This window comes from Pseudomonas sp. RIT-To-2, from assembly GCF_029623465.1.
GTDB classification, from domain to species: Bacteria; Pseudomonadota; Gammaproteobacteria; order Pseudomonadales; family Pseudomonadaceae; genus Aquipseudomonas; species Aquipseudomonas silvicola.
On record NZ_JAPYKM010000014.1, the window covers coordinates 1 to 22,202 of the forward strand.

Annotated in this window: 18 protein-coding genes; 5 read left to right on the forward strand and 13 right to left on the reverse strand. The window is 64.2% G+C overall.

Annotation, left to right across the window (positions count from 1 at the left end; genetic code table 11):
• The 10 genes from QBK88_RS14420 to QBK88_RS14465 form a co-directional block, all read right to left on the reverse strand.
• A partial coding sequence (locus tag QBK88_RS14420) for an MBOAT family O-acyltransferase (RefSeq protein WP_277962514.1) occupies nucleotides 1-1,378 on the reverse strand: 1,378 nt, incomplete at its 3' end.
• Between the two features lie 18 nt (nucleotides 1,379-1,396).
• A complete protein-coding gene (locus tag QBK88_RS14425; protein WP_277962632.1) occupies nucleotides 1,397-2,062 on the reverse strand; it encodes a cell division protein FtsQ in 666 nt (221 codons plus the stop codon).
• Nucleotides 2,062-2,745 carry an SGNH/GDSL hydrolase family protein gene (locus QBK88_RS14430; protein WP_277962515.1) on the reverse strand — a complete coding sequence of 228 codons (684 nt, stop codon included), beginning with the start codon at nucleotides 2,743-2,745 and terminating at the stop codon, nucleotides 2,062-2,064. Before QBK88_RS14430 ends, QBK88_RS14425 begins: the two co-directional genes overlap by 1 nt.
• Before the next feature lie 18 nt (nucleotides 2,746-2,763).
• A complete protein-coding gene (locus tag QBK88_RS14435) occupies nucleotides 2,764-6,660 on the reverse strand; it encodes a cellulose biosynthesis protein BcsC (protein WP_277962516.1) in 3,897 nt (1,298 codons plus the stop codon).
• A complete protein-coding gene (gene bcsZ, locus QBK88_RS14440; protein ID WP_277962517.1) occupies nucleotides 6,642-7,826 on the reverse strand; it encodes a cellulose synthase complex periplasmic endoglucanase BcsZ in 1,185 nt (394 codons plus the stop codon). The genes QBK88_RS14435 and bcsZ overlap by 19 nt, the downstream gene beginning before the upstream one ends.
• Nucleotides 7,823-10,087: a cellulose biosynthesis cyclic di-GMP-binding regulatory protein BcsB gene (gene bcsB, locus QBK88_RS14445; protein ID WP_445764934.1), complete on the reverse strand. Its 2,265-nt coding sequence runs from the start codon at nucleotides 10,085-10,087 to the stop codon at nucleotides 7,823-7,825. Before bcsB ends, bcsZ begins: the two co-directional genes overlap by 4 nt.
• Nucleotides 10,084-12,321, reverse strand: coding sequence for a UDP-forming cellulose synthase catalytic subunit (gene bcsA, locus QBK88_RS14450; RefSeq protein WP_445764935.1), 2,238 nt, complete (start codon nucleotides 12,319-12,321; stop codon nucleotides 10,084-10,086). Before bcsA ends, bcsB begins: the two co-directional genes overlap by 4 nt.
• Nucleotides 12,322-12,326: 5 nt before the next feature.
• The gene (locus tag QBK88_RS14455; RefSeq protein WP_277962518.1) at nucleotides 12,327-13,301 is read right to left on the reverse strand and encodes a cellulose synthase operon protein YhjQ/BcsQ; all 975 of its coding nucleotides are present in this window, start codon (nucleotides 13,299-13,301) and stop codon (nucleotides 12,327-12,329) included.
• A 557-nt stretch (nucleotides 13,302-13,858) separates the two neighbouring features.
• Nucleotides 13,859-14,380 carry an AAA family ATPase gene (locus QBK88_RS14460; protein WP_277962519.1) on the reverse strand — a complete coding sequence of 174 codons (522 nt, stop codon included), beginning with the start codon at nucleotides 14,378-14,380 and terminating at the stop codon, nucleotides 13,859-13,861.
• Between the two features lie 10 nt (nucleotides 14,381-14,390).
• On the reverse strand, nucleotides 14,391-15,086 hold the full coding sequence (locus tag QBK88_RS14465) for a DUF1963 domain-containing protein (protein WP_277962635.1): 696 nt from the start codon (nucleotides 15,084-15,086) through the stop codon (nucleotides 14,391-14,393).
• A 278-nt stretch (nucleotides 15,087-15,364) separates the two neighbouring features.
• Between QBK88_RS14465 and QBK88_RS14470 the strand changes: the two genes are divergently transcribed.
• From QBK88_RS14470 to QBK88_RS14480, 3 genes are all read left to right on the forward strand, one after another.
• Complete coding sequence (locus tag QBK88_RS14470; RefSeq protein WP_277962520.1) at nucleotides 15,365-16,024, forward strand: M24 family metallopeptidase; 660 nt, start codon at nucleotides 15,365-15,367, stop codon at nucleotides 16,022-16,024.
• A gap of 96 nt (nucleotides 16,025-16,120) precedes the next feature.
• Nucleotides 16,121-16,840: a hypothetical protein gene (locus QBK88_RS14475; RefSeq protein WP_277962521.1), complete on the forward strand. Its 720-nt coding sequence runs from the start codon at nucleotides 16,121-16,123 to the stop codon at nucleotides 16,838-16,840.
• An 8-nt stretch (nucleotides 16,841-16,848) separates the two neighbouring features.
• Nucleotides 16,849-17,442 (forward strand): hypothetical protein, encoded by a 594-nt coding sequence (locus QBK88_RS14480; protein WP_277962522.1) that lies wholly within the window; start codon nucleotides 16,849-16,851, stop codon nucleotides 17,440-17,442.
• Here QBK88_RS14480 and ftrA read toward each other — a convergent pair.
• Nucleotides 17,424-18,425 carry a transcriptional regulator FtrA gene (gene ftrA, locus QBK88_RS14485; protein ID WP_277962523.1) on the reverse strand — a complete coding sequence of 334 codons (1,002 nt, stop codon included), beginning with the start codon at nucleotides 18,423-18,425 and terminating at the stop codon, nucleotides 17,424-17,426. The two genes, QBK88_RS14480 and ftrA, sit on opposite strands and share 19 nt — an antisense overlap.
• Before the next feature lie 93 nt (nucleotides 18,426-18,518).
• Between ftrA and QBK88_RS14490 the strand changes: the two genes are divergently transcribed.
• Entirely contained in the window at nucleotides 18,519-19,994 is a 1,476-nt protein-coding gene (locus QBK88_RS14490) for an MFS transporter (RefSeq protein ID WP_277962524.1), read from the forward strand.
• A gap of 84 nt (nucleotides 19,995-20,078) precedes the next feature.
• On the opposite strand, the gene QBK88_RS14495 is transcribed toward QBK88_RS14490, so the two are convergent.
• Nucleotides 20,079-20,669 carry an SMI1/KNR4 family protein gene (locus QBK88_RS14495; RefSeq protein ID WP_277962525.1) on the reverse strand — a complete coding sequence of 197 codons (591 nt, stop codon included), beginning with the start codon at nucleotides 20,667-20,669 and terminating at the stop codon, nucleotides 20,079-20,081.
• Between the two features lie 24 nt (nucleotides 20,670-20,693).
• On the reverse strand, nucleotides 20,694-21,230 hold the full coding sequence (locus tag QBK88_RS14500; RefSeq protein ID WP_277962526.1) for a CbrC family protein: 537 nt from the start codon (nucleotides 21,228-21,230) through the stop codon (nucleotides 20,694-20,696).
• A gap of 272 nt (nucleotides 21,231-21,502) precedes the next feature.
• Between QBK88_RS14500 and QBK88_RS14505 the strand changes: the two genes are divergently transcribed.
• Nucleotides 21,503-21,856 carry a hypothetical protein gene (locus QBK88_RS14505; RefSeq protein ID WP_277962527.1) on the forward strand — a complete coding sequence of 118 codons (354 nt, stop codon included), beginning with the start codon at nucleotides 21,503-21,505 and terminating at the stop codon, nucleotides 21,854-21,856.
• The last annotated feature ends 346 nt before the right edge of the window (nucleotides 21,857-22,202 follow it).

Below are 22,202 nucleotides of genomic sequence, written 5' to 3' on the forward strand. Positions count from 1 at the left end.
TGGCGATCAAACAGAACGACAGCACGAATCCGAGCACGGGCCAAAGGGCGGCAGCCAGCGCAAACAATGCGTTGCCTGCCAGTCGACGCTCACAACGCGCTTGCAGCAAAGGGGCCAGGATGCACGCCACGCCCAGCAGTGCCGCCAGGCCATGCACCGGGCGCAGGGTCACGGCCATGGCTTCACCGAGCGCCACGCCGTGCTGGCCGAACTGGCCGGCGTACAGGTCCATGGCGGTGGCGAAGTCGGGCGCGCGGAACAGTGTCCAGGCCAGGCACACGAATAGCAGCGTACCGGTGTGCGCGGCCCACGCCGGAACCGCCGGCAGCCGCGAGCGCGACCAGGCGCGGTCCAGGCACAGCGCCACACCGTGGGCCGAACCCCAAAGCAGGTAGTTCCAGCTGTCACCCCCATGCCAGAGCCCGGCGATAGCCATGGTCAGGAACAGATTGCGGTAGGTTTTCCATGCGCCTTTGCGGTTGCCGCCCAAGGCGATGTAGAGGTAGTCGCGCAGCCAGCTGGACAGTGACAAGTGCCAGCGGCGCCAGAAATCCTGGATGCTGCTGGCCAGGTAGGGCCGGTTGAAATTCTCCGGGAAATGGAAGCCCAGCATCAGGCCCAGGCCGATGGCCATGGCGCTGTAACCGGCAAAGTCGAAGAACAGTTGCAGCGAGTACGCCAGGCAGCCGGCCCAGGCATCCACCAACGATGGCTGATGCAGGTGAAAAGCCACGTCCACCAGCGGCGACAAGGTATCGGCCACCAGCACTTTCATGCTCAGGCCGATCATGAAACGCCGGGCGCCGAGGGAAAAGTTCTGCCAGTTGAAGTAGCGCTGGTTCAGCTCCCGGCGCACCCAGTCATAGCGAATGATGGGCCCGGCGATGGAGTGCCCGAACATGGAAATGTAGGTGGCGAAGTTGATGAAACTGCGCTCCACCGGCACCACGCGCCGGTGCACGTCCACCAGGTAGGAGATGGCCTGCAACACGATGAACGACAACCCCGCGGGCAGCGCCACCCGTTGCCAGGCCATGGGCAGGGCGCCGTAGTGGGTGAGCAGGTCATTCCAGGTGGCGGCCAGGATGTTGGCGTATTTGTACCAGCACAACACGGCGGTGTTGATCACGATGAGGCCGACCAACCGCCGCACACGTTCGCGCCCACCCTCCTGGGCGCGGTCCACCAGCAGGCCGCCGACCCACGCCAGCACGGTAAGGGCCATGTGCAGGAACAGGAACAGCGGGCTCAGCCAACCATAGAACAACCAACTACCCACCAGCAGGATGACGTTGCGCCACGCCGGCCGCGCCAGGGTGTACACCAGCAGGAAGGCCGGCAGGAACAGTGTCAGAAACTCGAGCGAGGCAAAAACCATGGTGGCGCGGGTTTCCCTTCAGTTGGCGACGCTGTCGGTGACAGCGACCAGGCGCGGGCCGCCAGGCGAGGGTATCAGCAGCAGGCTGTAGCGCTTGTTGGCCTGCAGCGGGCCGATTTCCAGCGCCGCGCCGATGTTGGCCCCGGCGCACACCAGTTGCACGGCCAGTTGCGCGCGCGGGTTCAGTTCCTGGCGGCGCGGGTTGCCGGCGGGGGCTTTCTGGAACAGGTCGAGGTCCTTGCCGGCCACGTTCACCTTGGCGTCGGAGCACTGGGCATCGGCATTGAAGAAGGCCAGCGAGGCCTTGAGCTGGTTCGGCAGGTCGAACGGTTCGGTGACCACCTGTTGCTCAATGCCACCGCCGGCGGCCGGCAGGGCGAACACCGTGGCAAAGTCGCCCGGTGCCACGGTCACGGCCAGCGGTACCTGATGGCCATCGCGGCTGAGAGTGCCCTTGGCGGTCTTGCCGCCCGGCACGGCGATGAAGTCGGTGGCGAACGTGTCGCCTGCCAGGTTCAGGGTCGCCTGGGTACCGTCAGGCGTCAGCACCAGCGGGCTGGCACTGACGTTGACCAGGCGCAGGTAAGCGGAGTCCTGGGCGGGCCCCGTGGGGTAGAGCGCAATTTCGGCGCTCACGGCGCTGGCGCTCAGGGCCAGCCCACCGATGACGAAGGCCAGGCGCATCACGGTTTGGCCCCCACGGCACTGGCCGGCAGTTCACTGATGGACTTGCCGATCGCGGCCGCCCACGACTTGTAGCCGGCGATGGTGAAGTGCTGGCCGTCGGAGGTGATCCACTCGCCCGGTTTGGAGAAATGGGTGGAGTCGATGTAGGTGCACGGCGCGACCATGTTGGCCAGCGTGCCGGCCACCAGTTGGGTGCGCACCTGGTTCTTGCCGTAGGTGTTCTCGTAGATGTTGCTGCCGTTGGCCTTGCCCCAGGCCGGGCCTACCCACACGCACTTGGCGCCCGTGTCGGCGATCTGCCGGGTTAGGGCGGTGACGCTCTGGTACGCCCATACCTTGGGGAACGGCGTGGTCTTGTAGGAGGCCATGGTGTCACCCATGATCAGCACCACCACGTCGGGCTTGTCCTTGGCGATCACGTCCTTGATGGGCTGGGTGTCCATGGTGCCGCGGCTCATCACCTTGATCTTTTCGCCCGGCTCGCGGGTAGCGCCGCAGTCCAGCTTGAGCTTGGGGGTTACCCAGTCGGTCGGGTTGGCACCGCACGCGCCGATGGCGTGCACTGTGGCGCCTTGCTGGGTGAGGTTGTCGTAGAGCGGGTTCATCAGCGAGTCGGGAAAGCTCATGTGGCTTTCGCCGATCACGAGTAAGGTCAAACCAGCCAGTACGGAAGCAGCCATGAAAAAGTCCTCGTTGAATCAATTCGAATAAGGGGAGGCGAAAGGGCTGACCGGCAGGTCCATGGCCCCGGTCATGTCTTCGACGGTGTAGCGCAGGTACAGGCCGGCCGTGACCTGGCGGTAGTCGCTGGCGTTGTCCGCCGCCAGCGCGGCGCCCAGCACGAAGTTCGAGGTCAGGCGGTACTCGCCCGCCGCGCTGACGTTGTAGCCGATGCCGGTACTGCTCTGGCTGTCGTAGCCCGACAGGCCCGCTGCCGTGGCCCGCGCCTGCAGGCTGCTGTGGCCTGGGAACACATCGGCACTGTCCTGGCCGATGTGCTGCACGCCCACCGAACCCTTGAGGCGATAGGTGAAACGCTCGCCGCGTTGTGCCCAGGTGACCGGCACGCCCAGTGCCAGGAACTGTTGCGGGCTGAAGTAGCCGCCGTTGCCGTAGGTGTAGAAATTCTGGTTGTTCGAGTAGGTCAGCGCCGAGCCGCTCAGGCCCACGGTAAGGGTGCTGTCCGCCGCGTTGCGCAAATACCAGTACACGCCGCTGCCCAATTCGAAGCGGTTGTTGGACTCCACGTTGTTGCCTACCAGCTTGTGCGCCGAGCCGTAGCCGTACACGCCCACCTGCTGGTCGTCGTGGCTCAGCTCACCGCGCACGCCGTTGGCCGTCACGCCGCCCCATTTGTCACCGGTGCGCGAGTCGCGCGAGCCAGCGAACGAGGTGACGCTGTCGGTGACCACGCGTCGCGAGACGCTGACGCCGTAGCGGTAGTTGCCGTCGCTGGCAAACGGCCGGTTGACACTGACACCGCCCACGGGGGTGCTGTAGATGAAGCCCAGGGGGCTGACCCCGGCATCGGCCTTGATGCCTTCGTCCTTGTTGCGATAGGCCACGGAAACGCCCACGCCATTGGCTTTCTGCGAGCCGACCGTGTCGGTGCCGCTGGCGCCGAAGCGCGCCACGGCATTGCTGCCCGGAGTGCCTGCGCTCAGGGATACCGGGGTAACGCGCAGGGCAACGCTGTCGGTGCCATCGCCGACGGGCAGGGTAGCCTCCAGCGGGGCCTCGACATCGGTCAGTTTGCTCAGGCCTTTTTCGCCGTTGTTGCTGCGTACCGAGACGCCCTGGGTGACCGACGGGGTACGGTCTTGCAGAATATCGTTCAACGCCACCTGGGCTGGGCTCAGGTCGGTGCGCGGCGCGGTGTCGCCGTCGCGCGCATAGACGTTCTGGAACGGGTTGGCGGCCACGGTGGCGGCCGGCGTCGTCTTGCGGCTGGCCACCGCCGCGACGGTGTCAGTCGCGGCGCCGTCGGCGCCGTCCACCGGGGGCGGGATCAGGCTGTTGGTGGCCAGCACCGTGGCCTGGCGACGCTGCCCGGCCAGGCCGACGAAGGGGTTGTCCGAGGCGACGGTTTTTTCCGCCGCCGGGGTATTGGCGACGTACGGGGTAGTGGCGCGCTGGCTGTTCTCGATAGCCACCGCCTTGCGCAGCAACCGCGCCGCTTCGCCGCTCTGGCCAATGCCGCGATAGACGCGGGCTGCCGCCGTCAGGGTCTGGGGCACGCCCGGCTCCAGGGCCAGGGCCTTCTGCGCTGAGGTTTCGGCCAGGCTGAAGTCCCGACCTTGCAAGGCGACATCGGCCAGGCCCAGTTGCAGCCGGGCGTTGTGCGGGTCACCCTGGATCAGCGGCTCATACAGCTGGCGGGCTTTTTCGACGTTGCCACTGGCGGCATACATGCGCGCCAGGGACGACACCGCCAGGCTGTCGTGGGGGCGCTGCTTGAGCGCCGGCGAGAGCATGTCATAGGCCGCCACCAGGTCATTTTTCTCGCGCAGCTCATCGGCCTGCTTCACGCGGTACAGGTACACCAGGTCTTCATAGCGACGGGTGGTGCTGTCGCTCATGGGCGTGCCCTGCAACTGGCGCAGGATGTCGCTGGCTTCGCTGTCATGGTCGGCCTTGAGCAGCACCCCGGCGTACAGCAGTTGCGGGTCCGGGGTGGCCGGGGTGTGCTCCATCAGCCCGGCCATCAGGCGCACGGCCTGGTCGGGGTTGCCGGCTTCGGCATACGCACTGGCCAGCACCGCCAGGCGCTCGGGCTTACCGCGGGCCAGGGGTTCGCAGCGCGCAAGCAAGGCCCAGGCATCCTGGCGCTGGCCGCGGCGGGCGATCTCGACGGCCATTTCAGTCTGCACATGCAGGCGCACGTCCACGTCCATCTCGTTCATGTCAGCGCTGCGGTCGGCGGCGGGAATGCGCGAGAGGGTGGCCTGGGCCTTGTTCCACTCACCCAGCTCGGCGGAGAGCAGGGTGCTGGTGTACAGGGCGTCGGGCTGGTTGGGTTGGCGCTTGAGCAGTTCGTCGATCAAGTCGCGGGCCATCTGCACCTGGCCGTTGTGCAGGTACACGCGCGCCAGGGCAAAGCGTGTCCACGGGTTGCCGGGGTCGTCGGCCAGGGCTGCCTGGTAGGCCTTTTGCGCCCCGGCCCAGTCACCACGGCGCTGGGCCAGGCCTGCAAGCTGGGCGTTACGCAGGGCACGAATGTGGATGGTCGGCGACAGGCGTGCCTGTTGCGACGGCGTCAGCCCGTCGATCAGGCGCAGGGCTTCGTCGGGCTTGCCATCGCGAGCCAGCGCGCTTATCAGGCCATTGAGGGCGTCGGGGTAATCCGGTGCGCTGGCCAGTACCTGACGGTACACGCTCTCGGCGGCCGGCAGTTGACCGGCCTGCACCAGCAAACCGGCACGGGCGGTCAAGCCTGCCGGGTCTGCAGGTTTGCGGGCGATGGCCTGTTCGATCAGTTCGCTGGCCTGGGCCAGTTGGCCGCTGCGCTGGGCGGCCGCAGCCTGGTCCAGCAACAGCCAGTAGCGAACATCGTCAAGGGCTGCTTTCCATTGACCGCCGCCAGGCGCCTTGCTGGCTTGTACCAGGTAGCTCTCGGCCTCACTCAGGCGCTTCTGGTGCTGACGCACGATGCCCATGCCGCCCAGTGCATCGAAGTCGCTGGGCGCGTCTTTCAGGCGTGCCTGGAATTCCTGCTCTGCCGTGTTCATGTCCTCGGCGTCCAGGGCCTTGAGGCCGCGGGCTACGTGCGGGTCGCGCTGCCAACCGATGCCGCCGCGGCCCTGGGCAATGCCCTTGGCCATCAGCGCGCGGATCTCCTCATCCTGGGGGTGGGCTTGCAGGTATTGCTGGAACAGCGAGACCTGGTCGCGGTTGGGCGGCCCCAGCCACACCAGGGCAAAGCGCCAGGTTTCGTCGGCATTGCCGCCGATGTCCGGGTTATGGGACAGACGCGCCAGCGCCCGGATGCCTTCCGGGCGGCTGGCGGGGTTGCGGGCCAGGTGCAGGGCCAGCCACAGGTCCAGGATCTCGTCGTCCGGGCGTTCGCGGCGCAGCCGCTCAAGGCCGACCCGCGCTTCTGGCCAGCCACCGGTGGCAAAACCCAGCGTGTTGTAGTACTCGCGGGCAATCAGGCCCTGGGGCTGGCGACCGTTGAACAACTGGCGGTACAGGGCCACGGCCTTGTCGCGCTCGTCGGCGTCACTGGCTTCACGGGCTTGTTCCAGCCGTTGCTGCTGGTCATCCGGGCTCAGGGCGATGTCCTGCTCCAGTTGCAAGGCCTGGCGCGGCAAGGGGCTCAGCGCCTGCAGGCGTGCGAGGTAACCCTGGGCGGCGGGCAAGCGCTTGCGCTGCAATTCGATCAGGCCCAGGCCGTACAGGGCATCGGGTTGTTCGGGCGCCAGGGTCAGCACCTTGGTCCAGGCTTCCTGGGCGCGGTCGGGCTGGTTCTTGCCTTGCCAGTAGTAGCCTTGCTCGATCAGCAACGCCTGCGGGCTATTGGCCGGCGGTGGGGCTGCCAGGGCCGCGGTGGAGGCCAGGGCGGCGCAGATGGCCAGGGCTAAGGTTTGCTGGCGCATGCGGCCTCCCACGACACATTGAGCGTGCCGTCTTGATTGAACTGGTAACGATGCTCGGTCCATCCGAGGGAGAACAGGCTCAACATCACGTGGTAGTACTGCGGTTGCCGGTAGGCCGGGTCGGCCGGGTCACTGTAATGGGCGATGGCCTGGTCGACGATGCGCTGCTGCTGGTCAGCCAGTTGCCCCAGGCCCTTGGCGCGCAGGTAGGGCACCATGGAAGCGGAATAGCCATACGGGCCCACGCCTTCGGTGGCGCCAGTGAGGATATTGGCTTTCTCCGGCGGCACCCCGGCCGAAGCCGTGGCCCGGGCCATGCCGTCCAGGTGTTCGAGCATGGGTTTGTACAGCGGGTCGGCAGGTGCGGTCAGCCCGGCCCACAGGTAGGTGCGGATAGCGTCATAGCTGCCCAGGGCATTGGAGAACGGGTCCACCACGAACAGGCCCTTGTTGACATCGGTGCCGCGGTACGCCACCCAGTCCGGCACGAAGCCTGCGCGGTTGACGCCCTGGTCGGCGACCATCTTCGCGGTACTGTCGGCCACTGCCTTCCAGGGGCTGGCGGGCGACTCCCGGGTGAAGCGGCGCATCAGCGGGATAGGCGTGTAGCTGGCGTTGAAGCGCCACAGCTGGTCGGGGTGCTCGAAGCCCACGGGGCCGGGCAGCACCATCTTGCCCAAGCCGGGAATGTCACGGATCAGCGTGTGTTCGACGTTGGCCAGGATCAGCCGGGCATCGGCGCGGTAATGCGGCTTGTGCCACAGGCGGTCAGCTTCCAGCAGGGCGTAGGCGAACCACAAATCGGCGTCGGTGGCCGAGTGTTTGTCCAGCACGCTCCAGGTGCCCGCCGGCCCCAGGCCCCATAGCCAGCCCGGCAGGTTCTGGCCCAGGTTGGCCCCGGCCATGTTGTCACGGGTCCAGCGCCACAGGGCGTCGAAGGTGACCGGGTCGTTGGCCACCAGGGCGAAGAACATCCCGTAGGACTGGCCTTCGGAGCTGCTCTGGTTGGGGTCCATGCTGGAGCCGAGCATGCGCCCGTCCTTTTGCACGAAGCGCTGCACGTAGTCGTTCCACAGCGGCCAGTTCTGCGCGCTGCACGTCTGTGCCTGGGCAAGCCCGGGCAGCAGCGTGGCCAGCGCCAGCGCGGTCAGGGCAGCGCTTTTCATGACAGGCGCTTCTGGGCGCGCGAGCGCAGGAACAGGTACAGCAACACGCTCACCAGCAGGATGCCGAACACGGTCACCAGCAGCATCCACTGCAGGTTCTGCGACAGGGTCCACTGCACGCGCTTGAACAGGCTGAGGTCGCCCACGTAGTACTGCTCGTCGGCCACCAGGGAGTTGATCTGGTTGCCGTGAACCACGGCCAGGCTGCCTTGCAGGGTGTCTTTGTACTGCTCGCCGCCGATCAGGGCATCGGTGGCATCGCTCAGGCCTTCCGGGCGGCCGCTGGCGATCACTACCACGCTGCGCTTGGCCGTGAGCGGGGACTCGAAGCCCGCCAGGTAGGTGTTGCTGTCCGGGCCGCTGTAGGTCACGGTAACGCGCGGCTTGCGCTGGTTGGCCTGTGGGTCGGGGCTGATCCAGTCACGCACGCGCAGGGCCAGGTCGGAGATGTTGAAGCGGTGGTTGCCGCCTTCGCCGTTGACGGGCAGGTGGTCGGCCCATTGGCTCAGCAACGGCTGGTTGCCGCCCGAGGCCAGTACCAGCAGGTCTTTGTCGCGCACCGATTGCACGGCGTCGGCCTGCACCACGGTGACGGCGGTGGCGGGGTAGCCGGAGGACAGGCCCAGGCGCCCCAGCACGGTCAGGTAGGCGCTCCATTCGGCCGGACCGCTGTTGTCCGGCATCACCACGGCGCTCTGGGACAGGTCGGCCAGGCGCGTGAACGGAAAGCCGCTGTCGTTGAACACGCCCAGGTTCGGCAGGGCGATATAGTGGTTGTAGCCGCTCAGGTCCAGGCTTGAATCCGGGTCGATCAGGCCGCGCATGTTGTCGATGATGATGTCACGGCATTGGCCCTGCTTCACGTAGTCGAACATGTAGCGCAACTGCAACTGGGAGCGCGCGGGGGCCAGGTCCAGCGGCAGGCGCACGATGGCTTCGCGGGGCAGGCTCTCGTCTTTCTTCAGCATGGCCAGCAGGTTGTCGCCGCCGTCCAGGCTTTTCAGTGACGGCAGCGGCATGGACTTCATGAAACGGTCATTGAGGCTCACCAGCAGCGACGAGTTGGTCGACTCCTGCTGCGGGGTGTAGCGGTATTTCAGGTCCAGCGGCACACCGTTTTCGCGCCAGTTGAACAGGTCCGGCGGCAGGTGCAGGGGCACGGTGATGTAACCCGGGTTGTAGCCCGACACGCTGAGTTTCCGGGTGTCGATCAGCTCGCCCAGGCGTACCGGGCGGTCGGAAGGCAGCCAGTTTGGCGCATCGTACGGCTTGCGCGGGCTGAGCGCGTCCAGGTGGTCGATGACCACGCTGTTGCCCACCAGCGCCTTGCTGCCCAGGGCTACGGCGTCAGCCGCGAGCTTGAGTTCAGCGGCGGTGCGGCCAGCCACGATCAGCACTTTGCCGTGGGGGTCATTGGGGTTGGCCATCAGGGTGACGGTGGGGCCCTTCAACTCGCTCAGCCCAAGGCTGGCCAGCGAATGCGCGGCTTCCTGGCCCTCCACCAGCACGATGGCGCTGCCTTTTTGCGGGATCTCGCCCACGCTGCTGGTAAAGCGCGCTCCCCGGTAGCCTGCCAGCGCGCCGACCCACGACGACAAGGCGCCCGCGGCCTCCAGGGTGCCATTGCCTGGCGCCTTGGCGAACACGAACGGCAGGTTCACCTGGCTGGCGTCGCGGCGGTCAAAGAACGGCATCGGCAGAATCGACAGGTCGTCCTTGAGCGGCACCGGCGACACGCTGAGGCGCAGTTGCGAACTGCTGTTGATCTTGGCCCACAGGCTGCTGTGTTGCGGGTCTTCGCACTCCATCGTGTAATGGCCGATGAACTGCAGGCGCAGGTGGTTGTACTCGGTGATCAACTGCGGGGCGATGGTGACCACTTGCTGCTGTGGCTTGCCCGCGCCGTCCTTGGGCAGCGCCAGGCTGGCAGCCACCTGGTCGTTGACCAGTACGTTGATCTGCGACAGGTCGGCCAGCAAGGCGGGCGAGTAGCTGTAGTCCAGCACCAGCGAGGCGCCGTTGACCACTTCGTCGGCGCGAACGCTGAAGTCGACACTGTCGGAGGATTCCACGCCCTGCAGGTTCATGGTTTCCAGATGGCCCAGTTGCTTGAGCGTGATATCACGGCTGTAGCTGCCGGCCACAGGCGTGGCATCGGCGGGCGTTGCTGCGCAAGCGTTGTGTACCACCGTGGCCAGGCACAGGACGGAGCAAGCCAGGCGCATGAAAGGGCGGCGCGAAGGGTGGGATTTCATGATCATGACTTGTCCAGATTGGAATCGAGCGCGAGCGAAGGCGCGACGCGCGCCGTCGATGTTTCAGAGGGGCGGCTGATGAGGGCCTTGAGCAGTGCGACCATGCCCAGCAGCCCGATGGCGCTGACTTCACGCAGGGCCGACAGCGGGGTGTCGACCTTGCCGCTGCCCCAGCTGGCGGCCCAGGTGTCGGCCCGCGAGAAAGTCATGCGCACCAGTTCACTTTGCTGGCGCAGGGTCAGCGGGTCGAAGCGCACGCCCACGTATTGGCCTTTGCTGAACACCACCGTGGTGTCGAACTCGGCGTGGGATATGCGTGCGGCGGCGTTGCGCGACAGCGTCACGCGCACCCGCTCACCGGCATGGGCGGTCGTGCCGGCAGGCAATTTGAAGCCCAGGCCGTGCTGCGAGAAGTCCTGGGTGGTGCAGATCACTTCGTGACCGTTGGCCCATCGCACCTTCACCGGCAGCTCGGCGCGCACCCGCGGTTCGGACCGCACCTGGCGGCTTTCACTGGCCACCGCTACCGCGGCGCTGATGATGATCAGGTTGTAGAGGGTCCAGGTGCCGTTGATCAGCACGGTGATGGCGGTATTCGGCGCGCCCCAGATCAACTGGTGAATGCCGAAGCCCAGGCCGATCAGGTTCAGCACCAGCAGCACGATGTACGGGCGTGCGAGTTTCCAGTCGAAGTATTCCCGGGCGATGATGCCGCCCTTGTCGGTGACGTTGAAGCCCCCGAAGGTGGGTTTGACCAGGGCCATCAGTACCGGCGGCATGATGTACCAGGCCAGTACCGTCTCGTACACCTCGTTCCAGAACGAATGGCGAAAGCGCCCCTGAATACGCGAGTTGGTCAGGTTGGAGTGAAACAGGTGCGGCAGGGCGTAGGCAGTGATCATCAAGGCCGAAGCGTGGAAGATCTGCGCCCCGAAGATCAGGTACGCCAGGGGCGCTGTCAGGAACACCAGGCGCGGCAGGCCATAGAAAAAGTGCAGCATGGCGTTGGCATAGCACACGCGCTGGCCCAGCTTCAGGCCCTTGCCGAGCAGTGGGTTGTCCACCCGGAAGATCTGCGCCATGCCGCGGGCCCAGCGGATGCGCTGGCTGATGTGCCGTGACAGGCTCTCGGTGGCCAGGCCCGCGGCCTGAGGAATGGCCAGGTACGCGGTGTTGTAGCCGGCGCGGTTGAGTTTGAGCGCGGTGTGGGCGTCCTCGGTGACCGTTTCCACGGCAACACCGCCTATTTCTTCCAGCGGCTTGCGGCGCAATATGGCGCACGAACCACAGAAGAAGGTGGCGTTCCACAGGTCATTGCCGTCCTGCACCAGGCCGTAGAACAACTCGCCTTCGTTGGGCACGGCACGGAAGGTGTTGAGATTCTTCTCGAACGGGTCGGGCGAAAAGAAGAAGTGCGGGGTTTGCAGCATTGCCAGTTTCGGGTCCTTGAGGAACCAGCCCATGCCGATCTGCAGGAAGGAGCGGGTGGGCACATGGTCGGCGTCGAACATGGCGATGTATTCGCCGTCGGTAGCCTTGAGTGCCTCGTTGAGGTTGCCGGCCTTGGCGTGGTCGTTGTTGTCACGGGTGATGTAGTTCACGCCGATGCTGTGGCACAGGCGCTTGAATTCATCGCGGCGGCCATCGTCCAGCACGTGGATGCGCAGCTTGTCCTTGGGCCAGTCCATCGCCTGGGCGGCGAAGATGCTCAGCTTCACGATGTTCAGCGCTTCGTTGTAGGTGGGGATGAACACGTCCACGGTCGGCCATTCGCTGGGCTCACCGGCCAGCAGTACTGGCTGGCGCCGCAAGGGCCAGGCGGTCTGCACGTATCCGAACAGCAGCACCACCAGCGCGTACAGCTCGGCGGCCATCAGGCCATAGCCGAACACCGAGTCCAGCCAGCCGTCGAACCCCAGGGTGTCGGCCAGGCGCCAGTAGGCGTAGCGCAGCGAGGCCACCAGCGACAGCACGATCAGCGCCAGCACCGGCAAGCGCCCCGGCAGGCGTTTGAGCAGCAGCGCCGAGAGGAAGCACAGGGCGGCGAACAGGCACTGGGTGTACAGGTCCAGGGGTGCGCTGACGATGCTGACCAGCAGCAGCGCGGCGATGGCCGTGGTGCCCAGGATCAGCGTCCAGCGGGCCATGCCACGCCATTGGCGGAAGCGGCTCAGCCAACCGTTCAGGCGCAGTTCGGCGCGCCCCTTGAAGCCGGGCTTAGGGTGTGGGGCGTCGGTCATGGCATTCAGAGCTCTCGCGTGGCTTGCACTAGCAATTCACGCAATGATTCGATGAGGTCGAGGGCATCTTGGCAGCCTCGGGTGTTTGGGGTGTGCGCCAACGGATCGCGGTCATACGCCAATGACTCGCTGAGGAAGTGATCCTGGCGAACCACACCCAGCAGTGGCATGCCGGTTCTGTTCTTCAGTACCGCGCACATGTCGAGGCTGAACTGGCGGGACGTGTCCAGCTGGTTGATGACAAAGGTGCAGTGCGCTGGGGCTGGGCGTTGCAGGTAGGGGGCGAGCAGGCGGTCCATCTGGTCGAGGGAGGCATAGGACGCGGCTTCGGCGGTGGTCACGACCACCACCACGTCAGCCACTTCCAGGGCCTGGCTCAGGTACACCGAGGCGCCGGGGGGCGTGTCGATGATCACGGTGTCGTGCGCATTGAGGTCCAGGGCAGCCAGGTACCCGGCCAGCCACAGCGGGTCATTGGCCAGCCGTTGTTCAAAGGCTACGCGCTGAACGTCGTCGACCACGCCGTAGGCCAGGCAGTGGCTGCGACCGTAGCCCTCGCGCAGCAATTCACGGCCATTGCCGCCTGCGTTCTGGGCGATGCCCGGCCACTGCAGGGTACCGCCCACGTGCAGGCACAGGGCGTTCTGCGGTGACAGGTCCAGTGCCAGGGTGCGCCCGCCAGGCCGCTTGAGGGCATTGGCCAGCACGCCGGCCAAGGTACTCTTGCCGACCCCGCCCTGGGCCGACACCACGGCGACAACCCTGGCCTTGCCCATGGGGGCGAAAGCCCGCGGTGCGTCACTGGCGGCCTCCAGGCGCTGGCGTTGCTGTTCGATTTCCTGCAGCAGGCGGCTCAGCGGCTGGCGGGCGGTGGTCGAAGGCGCTGGCGCCGGGGTGGGTGGCAGGGATTCTTCGTGGTATTCGAAAACAGACTCTATCTCCTGATAGTCGCCCACATGTGCGCCGAGTCTGTTGAACAAGTTCGCAATATCATCGGAATGGTGCATGGGGGAGCGTGCCTGCGTGCGGTTGGGTGCAAGTGAACCATCGAGGTCGTACAAACATTGAGCAGCACAAGAGATCAGTCCCAAGGGGTCTGACCAACAAGGTGGGGAATGAAGTGCGGGCTGCCTGAGTGGTGGCAATATGCCTGCGTCAATGTTTTGTTGTCAAACGCTTTTGTTTTTTGATAGTGTCAAATAAATGACGTTGGAAAGGTAAGTCATTGATTCAAGGTGATTTTAAAAACGTAAAACCTTCGGTGTTTGTTGGGAAGCCTCTGCTGCGCCGTGAACGGATTTCGACGTAGACGGGCTGGGTGATTGCCAGGGTGCTGGTTAATTGACGCCAGAAAAAATGCAGCGATCTTCAGCGAATCGCCGGAAATGATACAGAGTTTGCAGGGAATGGGTATTGATCGGGTGAAGGGTTCTGCGGCGACCTTGTCACTTGTTCTGGGGACAGCGCAGGGGTTGATATTGTTATCGTGCGGCTGTCCCCAGCAGGGCTGGGAGCGCAACTTGAAGGCGGCCGCGGCTCAGTCTCGCGGACGATGCGCTTCAATCTGCAGGCGATGGGTAATCAGCGAGACCGCGTGCGTGGGCGAGATCAGGGCAGTGTCCAGGCAAAACGGGGCTTCATCCCATGGCTCATATTCATGTTCCAGCACGGACCGCCAGGTAGGCGGGGTCAGCCCGGGGACATCCGTGGTCCTGGTTTCCACCCGGCGCCGATGTTCCTGCGCATCGGAACAGATCACCTCGATGTCGAGCGACCGAGCACCCGCCTGCACGGCGATTTCACGCCAGGCGCTCCGGCTTTCGAGGACGGGGTTGACACAATCAACGACCACCCTGTTGCCCAGGCGAAGGTTGGCCAGCGCCAACTCGCAAGCGACCTGGTAGCCACTGCGGCCCACGCCCTGGGCCAGCACGCCGGCGTTTCGCAGCGCCTGTTCGATTGTGTCGATGCGCAGGTACACGGCCCCCGTGGCCGCCACGAGAGCCTTGGCGATGGTCGTTTTTCCGGTGCCGGGCAGGCCGCTGAAGACGATAAGCATGTACGTCCTTTCAGTAGAAATCGTAATAGACCGTCCAGTCGCCCGAGGTTCTGCTTTTCCAGAACATCAGGCTGCCACTGTGCACCACGTTGAGGTTGATCTTGGCGTCCGAGGAAATCTGGAACACGAACTCGTAGTCCTCATCAGGCTCCACCCCCGATTGGCAGAACGAAGGGTAGCCGCCGATCTTGTGTTCGTAGGCGTGCGTCACAAGGTCGTAATAACTCTCTATCGCGCCTGCCCGCTCAAGCTCCAGCACCGCGATTTCAATATCCCTGGGCACGCCGCCACCGTCCCATAACGGATAGTCTTCGGCGACTGCCTCAGCTTTCAGGGGAAATGCCTTGAGGAAGGAACCTGCAACCGTCAGGTCCTTGCACACCAGCTCCTCATTCGCGCTGTACTCCCTGATGACCCAGTTCTTGCCCATTGGCTCGAACTCATCAGGAAAGGACCTGGACATGAACAACGTCAACACGCGAACGTCTGCCAGGGCCGGGTGGTTGAAGGGCAGGCTCGGCAGGTGAAACTGTGCGTACGGCAGCATCTGCTCGCCCGCTTCGTTGGTGGGGATACCTTCGTTCGGGCGGTAAAGGGACACCTTGCCAAGCCAACTTTCCTCCACGCGATGGGTGGGGCGGAAGCCGCCGGCGATGAATTTCGTCGCGGGTTTGGCCAGGTGTCTTCTGATTGCTTCAATGTCCATTTGCAGGCGAACTTCCATAGGGTAGAGCCGTCATGGTGCCTTGGCGTCGCATGGATGTCATGTACCGCGGCACGTCACTTTGCAGCGGCAACCGCGATGCCTTGTCGGCGGTGCATGCGGTGCGCCCGAGTGTGCGCGACTTTCATGACGGGGTCAGGTCCGCTACAGGCATATGGCGTCTTTGCCCCCTGAAGGGGTGAGAATTCCCCGCTTGAGCCCCTATCGCTATATAGTTGCTTGTATAGCGATTTTTTCTGAGGGATACAGGAGATAAAACCGTGAGTGTACAACCCAAGGAAGCCGTGGGCCCTGACTACAGCATTGACGCCATGCGCCACGCCCAGGCCATGACCTGGCGGGCCATCGAGCAGCTGTCGCAGCGCATCAAGCCGGGCATGCTGGAGTCCGAAGCCTGCGCGCTGGGCAAGCAGGTGCTCCAGGACCTGGCCATGCAGCGCATCTGGCACCCGCTGCTGGTGCGCTTCGGTGCCAACACCCTCAAGACCTTCAAGCAGCGCTCCGACGGCGACCCGGTGCTGGGTGAGCACGATATCTTCTTCATCGACATGGGCGCTGTGTGGCAGGGCCATGAAGGCGACGCCGGGGAAACCTTCGTCACCGGCGACGACCCGGCCATGGCCGCTTGCGCCCAGGCCGCAAAGACGCTGTTCCAGCGCGTTGAAACGCAATGGCGCACTCAGCGCATGGCCGGGCCCGAGCTGTACCGTTATGCCGAGGAACAGGCGCAGGCCATGGGCTGGACGCTGAACCTGGACATCAAGGGCCACCGCGTCAGCGACTTTCCCCACGCTATCCACCGCGGCGGGGACCTGGGCGATTTCGAGCATTACCCGAACAAAGGGCTATGGATTCTGGAGATCCAGATCGCGCACCCGAACTTGCCTTATGGTGCCTTCTACGAAGATCTGCTTGCCTAGTCCTTCCAGGCGCCCGTGGCCGCCACTGCCCTTGTGGGGGCTGGCTAGCCAGCGCCAGAACAGCTCCCGCAGAGTGAAAGGAGTCAGCCCACCCCCATGAAGCTTTATGAAAACATCACCATCGGCAATTTCCTGTTTTCCCTTGGCTATTCGATCCGCGACAAACAGCGGGGCCCGGAAGCCGCGGCCGCAGGCTCCATCAACCTGCTTCAGCAGACACCTGCCGACCAATTGCTGGGCGACGTGTTGCTGAACTTCAGCGGTGTTGCTCGTCTTCTCGAGTTCAAGGCCGGCGGCGCCAACCTGGGCAAGGAGCGCGGCAAGCATGCCGGGCTCAAGAAGGTGATCGAAGACAAAGGGCTGTGCGAGCTGTCGCGTGAAGTGCACTGGTACGTTGAGACCAAGGCCACCACCGACACACTAGGGCTGCTGACAGTCCCCTATCTGGACGCATTTCCCAGGATCAGCCCGCAGGCAACGGGGCGGCTCGAGGCCCTTGTGCAGTCGACTGCCGAAGCCATTGCTACCCGCAAAACCCGCTTCACTGGCGCGCAGATCAACCAATACCTGCTTGCCATCAAGACGGTGAGCGGCAAGGCAGCTTCAGGCTCCGGCGGCCTGCTGCTATTGGCCGAGCCAGGTGGCCTGCTGAAATTCGCCCCCATCGAGGATATGTTGGAGCTCAACATGATGCACAAGGAATGGGTAAGGGAACGGATCGCACACACCGAGCGAAGCCATCAACTGATGCTGCAGAAAGCCCAGGAGAAGGAACTCGCCAGGCAGAGGTCCTTGGGCCGGGGGATGAGCCGGTGACGACGCCCATGACGGCTGCCGAGTACGAAACCTACGACGAAAAAATCCGCACCCAAGCAGAAGTGCTTACCTCGCTGCTCTCGGCTGGGCTGCAGACTCAAGATGCGTGTGACGCCGCCATCCGGGCGCTGGGCAACCTTGAGCATGAAGTGCAGAAGCAGTTGTCTATCGCGAGAAAAGACCTCTCGGTCCTGGCGGATGCGACGGCCACGCGAGCCGCTACACTGCTGGCCGAGAAGTTCGAGGCGGCTGATGTGGCCGCCGCCAAGGCCGCGAAGCGCTACCAGCAGGCGGGGCTCCTGCTGGGGGTGAAAACGGTTGCCGTCATGATCGGGTCGCTGGCGGTCCTGTGCGCGGCTGCCTGGTTGTGGGTGGCGCCTTTGTTACCCAGCCAGGCAGAGATCGAGTTTCGGCGCGCACAGATCGTCGAGATGGAAGCAAAGGCCGCCGCCCTTGCCCGAAAGGGGGTCAATCTGGAATGGGTTGACTGCACGGTGGGGCGGTTGAAGAGAACGAGGCCGTGCTTGAGGTCCGATGGCATGGATTACTCATCACCCGGTAGCGACCTTCACTATGCGGTGCCTTACAGCTCGGGGCCCTGATCAGCCGTGCGCCCGAATTGCTTGCGGTAACAGCTCGGGCTGCTGTCCAGATGCTTGCGGAAGTGGTGCCGCAACGTGGCAGCGGTGCCGAAGCCGCATTGTTCGGCGATCAATGGCATGGGCAGGGCGCTGATCTCCAGCAGTGCCTTGGCGCGCTCGAGCCTGACCCCCAGCAGCCAATTGGCCGGCGTGGTGCCGGTGGAATCGTGGAAGCGGCGCAGAAACGTGCGGCGACTCATGTGCGCGGCGCGTGCCATCTGTTCGATGTCGATGTCACTGTTCGGGTTGGCCCGCAGCCTGTCCAGCAGCGGCGCCAGGCTGCTGCCGGGCCGAACCGTGACCGGCTGTTCGATGTATTGCGCCTGGCAGCCCAGGCGATGGGGCGGGGTGACCATTCGGCGCGCGGCCCGGTTGGCGGCTTCCGGGCCGAAGTCACGGCGGATCAAATGCAGGCAGGCATCGAGCCCCGACGCGCACCCTGCCGAGGTCAGGATGTCGCCCTCATCCACGTACAGCACCGACGCCTCGACCCGCACATCAGGGTAAGCCTTCGCCAGCGCCTCGTGGTGGTGCCAGTGGGTAGTGGCGCGCTTGCCCGACAGCAACCCGGTGGCCGCCAGCACGAAGGTGCCGGCACAGATGGTGAAGATACGGCAGCCCCTCTGGCTGGCGGCCTTGAGCGCGTCAAGCAGGTCGCTGGACACCGCGGGCGCCAGGTCGCGCCACCCGGGAATGACGATGGTGCCGGCCTGCTCCAGCAGCTCCAGGCCGCCCTCCACGTTCAGTTGCACACCACCGAAGGCCCGCAGCGGCCCAGGCTCGGCCGCGGCCACGTGCAGGTCATAGAGGGGCCTTTTGAGCAGCGGGTCGTCGCGCCCGAAGGCTTCGATGGCGGTGCCGAATTCAAAAGTGCATAGCTGGTCGTAGGCAAGCACGACGAGGCGATGATTGAAGGGGAGTGCGTCGGGAGCATGTTTTGGCATGAAATTGACGATACATGGCCTGTGTGCCGATTTCCACAAAACCCGCCAGCCCTGATCATCGCCGCACTTACTCAGCCTATGGAAAGGTGCGACATGAAGGATTCGGCTAAGGCGCTGGCGGCTGTCTGCCTGGCAGCGATGATGTTTGGCCTGGAAATCTCCAGTATCCCGGTGATACTGCCCACCCTCGAAGCACTCATCAACAGCCGGTTCAGTGACCTGCAATGGATCATGAACGCTTACACACTGGCCTGCACCACCGTATTGATGGCCGTGGGTACGCTGGTGGATCGCTACGGGCGCAAAGCGTTGTTCATCCTCAGTGTCGCGGTGTTCGGCCTGGCCTCGCTGGCCTGCGGCCTGGCCGGCAACGCCACGGTACTTATCATTGCGCGGGCGGTTCAAGGCGCGAGCGGCGGCGCCATGCTGGTCTGCCAGATTTCGATTCTGTCCCGGCAATTCACCCAGGCCCGTGAGCGTGGCAAGGCGTTCGCGCTGTGGGGCATCGTGTTCGGCGCGGGCCTGGGGCTGGGGCCGATCATCGGCACCGGTATCCTCGCGCTGGCCAGCTGGCAATGGGTGTTTCTGATCCATGCGCCAATCGCCGCGCTTGCCTGCGTCTTGGCGGGCGCCGGGGTGCAGGCTTCGAGCGAGGCGCAGGCTGGCAAGCTGGATGGCCTGGGTATCCTGTTGCTGGCCTCAGCGGTGTTCGGTTTGACCTACGTGATCATCCAGGGCCCGCAGCCTGGCATGTCGAGTGTGGAGGCCGGTGTGATCCTGGTGTTGAGCCTGCTGGCGTTCGCGGCATTTGTGATATCGCAGAAGCGTAGCCAACAGCCGATGATGGACTTCTCGGTATTGCGTATCAGAGGGTTCTCGGGGGCGCTGCTGGGTTCGGCCGGCATGAACTTCAGCTTCTGGCCGCTGATGATCTACCTGCCCATTTATGTGCAAGCGGGGATGGGGCTTGGCAAAGCCGAGGCCGGTGCACTATTGCTGGCGTATACCTTGCCCACGCTGTTCGTGCCGCCGCTGGGTGAACGCCTCGCGCTGAAGCTGAACCCAGGTGTGATGATTCCCGCCGGGTTGCTGGTGATCGGTGCGGGCTTGCTGCTGATGTGCGTTTGCATCGGCCATGCCGGGTTGATGGTGCCTGGCATGGTCGCTGGCTGCTTGCTGGCCGGCACCGGGCTAGGCCTGACCAACACCCCCGTGACCAACACCAGTACCGGCTCCGTTCCCCCGGCCCGGGCGGGCATGGCGTCGGGCATGGACATGAGCGCGCGGATGACCTCGCTGGCCATCAACATCGCGGTCATGGGCTGGATACTGGTGCAGGGGATCCGCGCGGCCCTGTCCGGCGTGAGCGAAGGCGCTGCACTGCAGGCCGCGGCGCAGGCAGTGGCGGCCGGCAAGCAAGTGGTGCCGGTGGGCGCCTTCCATGCGGCGCTCGACCTTGGCTTCAGCTGGGTGCTGATGTATGGCGTGGCCAGCGTCTGCGTGGCGGCGGTGGCAAGCTTTCTGGTGTTCAGGCCGTGGGGTGGCGGGGTGGTTGCCGAAGCCACTTGAGGGTTTCGCTCAACCCCCTCTGGCCTGCTTCGGCCAAGGCGGGTAGTGGGCGCAGGCTTGCTTCGGTCCAGCCCATCCAGCTCCTTACTCATCGGCCTCCTGAATAAACGCGTAATCGTCGTCAATCAACCGCTGCAGGTAATCATCGAACCCAGCGGCAATGACTTCGTAGCTGTCAGGGTCGTGCAGGTAACGCACTACCTGGCCCACAGTCCCGCCCGGCGCGGGATCGAAATCGATGTACAGTTGCGAGGTGCCGCCATTGTTCATGCAGTGCGAGAAACACAGCCGGTCGCTCATGGGCACCGCGCCATCAATCCCGGGCCCGATCAAGTCAGGCATCTCGTCCAGGTAGCCGTCATAGATCTGCGCGATGCTTTCCCGGTAACCGCGAGCGTCCTCGAATATCTGTTCAACCGAGCGCAGACCGTAGGGGTACCCGAACACGTCCGAGCCTAACACCAGCACCATCACTTCACCGCCCGGGTAGTCCCGGTACTGGGTGCCGTCGAACTGCTCGAGCAACTGCAACAGGCCAGGCGGGCACAGCGGGTAGCGTTCCAGAAGCCGGTGTACGTCTGCTGCCGAAGCGCCGTGCGCCAGTTGCAGCTGTTCAAGGTCATGGCCAGGCAAACGCGAACGCAGGCCGGCGAGGTAGGTGGTTGCCAGAGACATGCGGGGGTCCTTGGTAATGGGAGATCAGTGAGTGTCCTGATAGGCGTCGAGCGCTGAGCAATGGCGACATTTGAACAGGTACGCGGTAGGGCCACGGTCCTTGTCCAGTACCGCAAAAAACACGTCCCACCGCGGCCCGTCCTGCAGGCCTGTCGACGCCTGCACGGCGCGGATAGCTTCGCTGCCCAACGCGAGAAGCTCGGCGTGGCCAACCTTGCCGATGAACTCGCAGGCGTCATCGCAATGGGCAAGCCATTGTTCCTGTTGCCAGCCGGCGAAGCCGGGGGTGCGCTGGCTCAGTTCGGTAACCACGGCGTCATCCAGCGAGGCATCTGGCCCGATGCTGTCTTCGTCGATGAAGGTGGCACCCAGGCGGTGGTGGGCGCTGCCATCGGCAATGCACCAGGGGCAGATGCAGGCTTCGTACTCTTCGACCGCGTACACCGGGCCCACGTAAATGTAGCCACGGGCTTGCTGGCAGACGATGCAGGTGTTTGGGGAGAGTTGCAGTGAGCCGGTAGCGAGGGGGGCAGGATGGTAGGTGAACGAGGGGAGGTTCATTGGATGTTCCGTTATCCAGAGGGTGCGTGTTCAGGTGGGGCGCAAGCATACAGCGTAGTGGGGTGGGGTTTTGTGCTCACCTTCTCGTTTGTTTGCTAATCACACACGCCGTGCGAGTGGGTGGCGTCGGACCCTGAGTGGTCTCGTTTGGCAGAGGGGTGGCCACAGCCCACGGCCCGGCTACCAAGGGATTGCGAGAATAGTGTCAAATAGCCATAATCAAAATGACGCCAATATACCGGCACCTTTACAAGTGGTAATCAGGACAGATGATGCGTTCGTTGATAAAGCTGGTCCCCGTATTGCTCGGTGCGGCAGTGATTTCAGGCTGTGGCAAATCCTGGAATGGGCAATACCAACCCGCTGGTTTTCCCCCGGGTAAACAGATATTGGAGATCAAGGATGACACCGCCGTGAGGTCCCTATACCAATATGGGCGGCTTTTTGGGACCAACCAATACAAGGTTGAGCAAAAAAGTGATCGGATCATTCTGACGGGGTACAACAATTCCGTTTACGTGTATGCGCAGGCCGAGGACGGTAAAGGGCTGAAATGTATCAGTCAGTCCTGCAAAGGCTGGCTTGCCGATATTCATGACGAATGGGTTCGAACGGACAAGCAATGACTCGCGGGGAAACAGGCAGAATTGGCGGTGCTACCGCCCAATTCGCTCAGCCCCAAGCCCAGCCAGGGCGCTTGACGTCCCGGTGAAACTCCCCCTAGGGCCTGTGTGAAAAGTGTTGGCCAGAAACGACGGTGACTGCGCATTGAAGTGAACGTAGCGCAGAGTGCGCGCGCAAACCTCGCCTCGAACTCAATCCGCCGGGATGGCTATTGCGACAATGATATCAAAGGGCCATAATCGAACAGCCTAGTATATGCGATGAGTTTTCCAGGTGCGGCAGGCTGTTTCGTAGTTGAGCGCGCAAGGCAGCGCGATCATTAATGCTCCGGTTGATGGATGGCAGGGA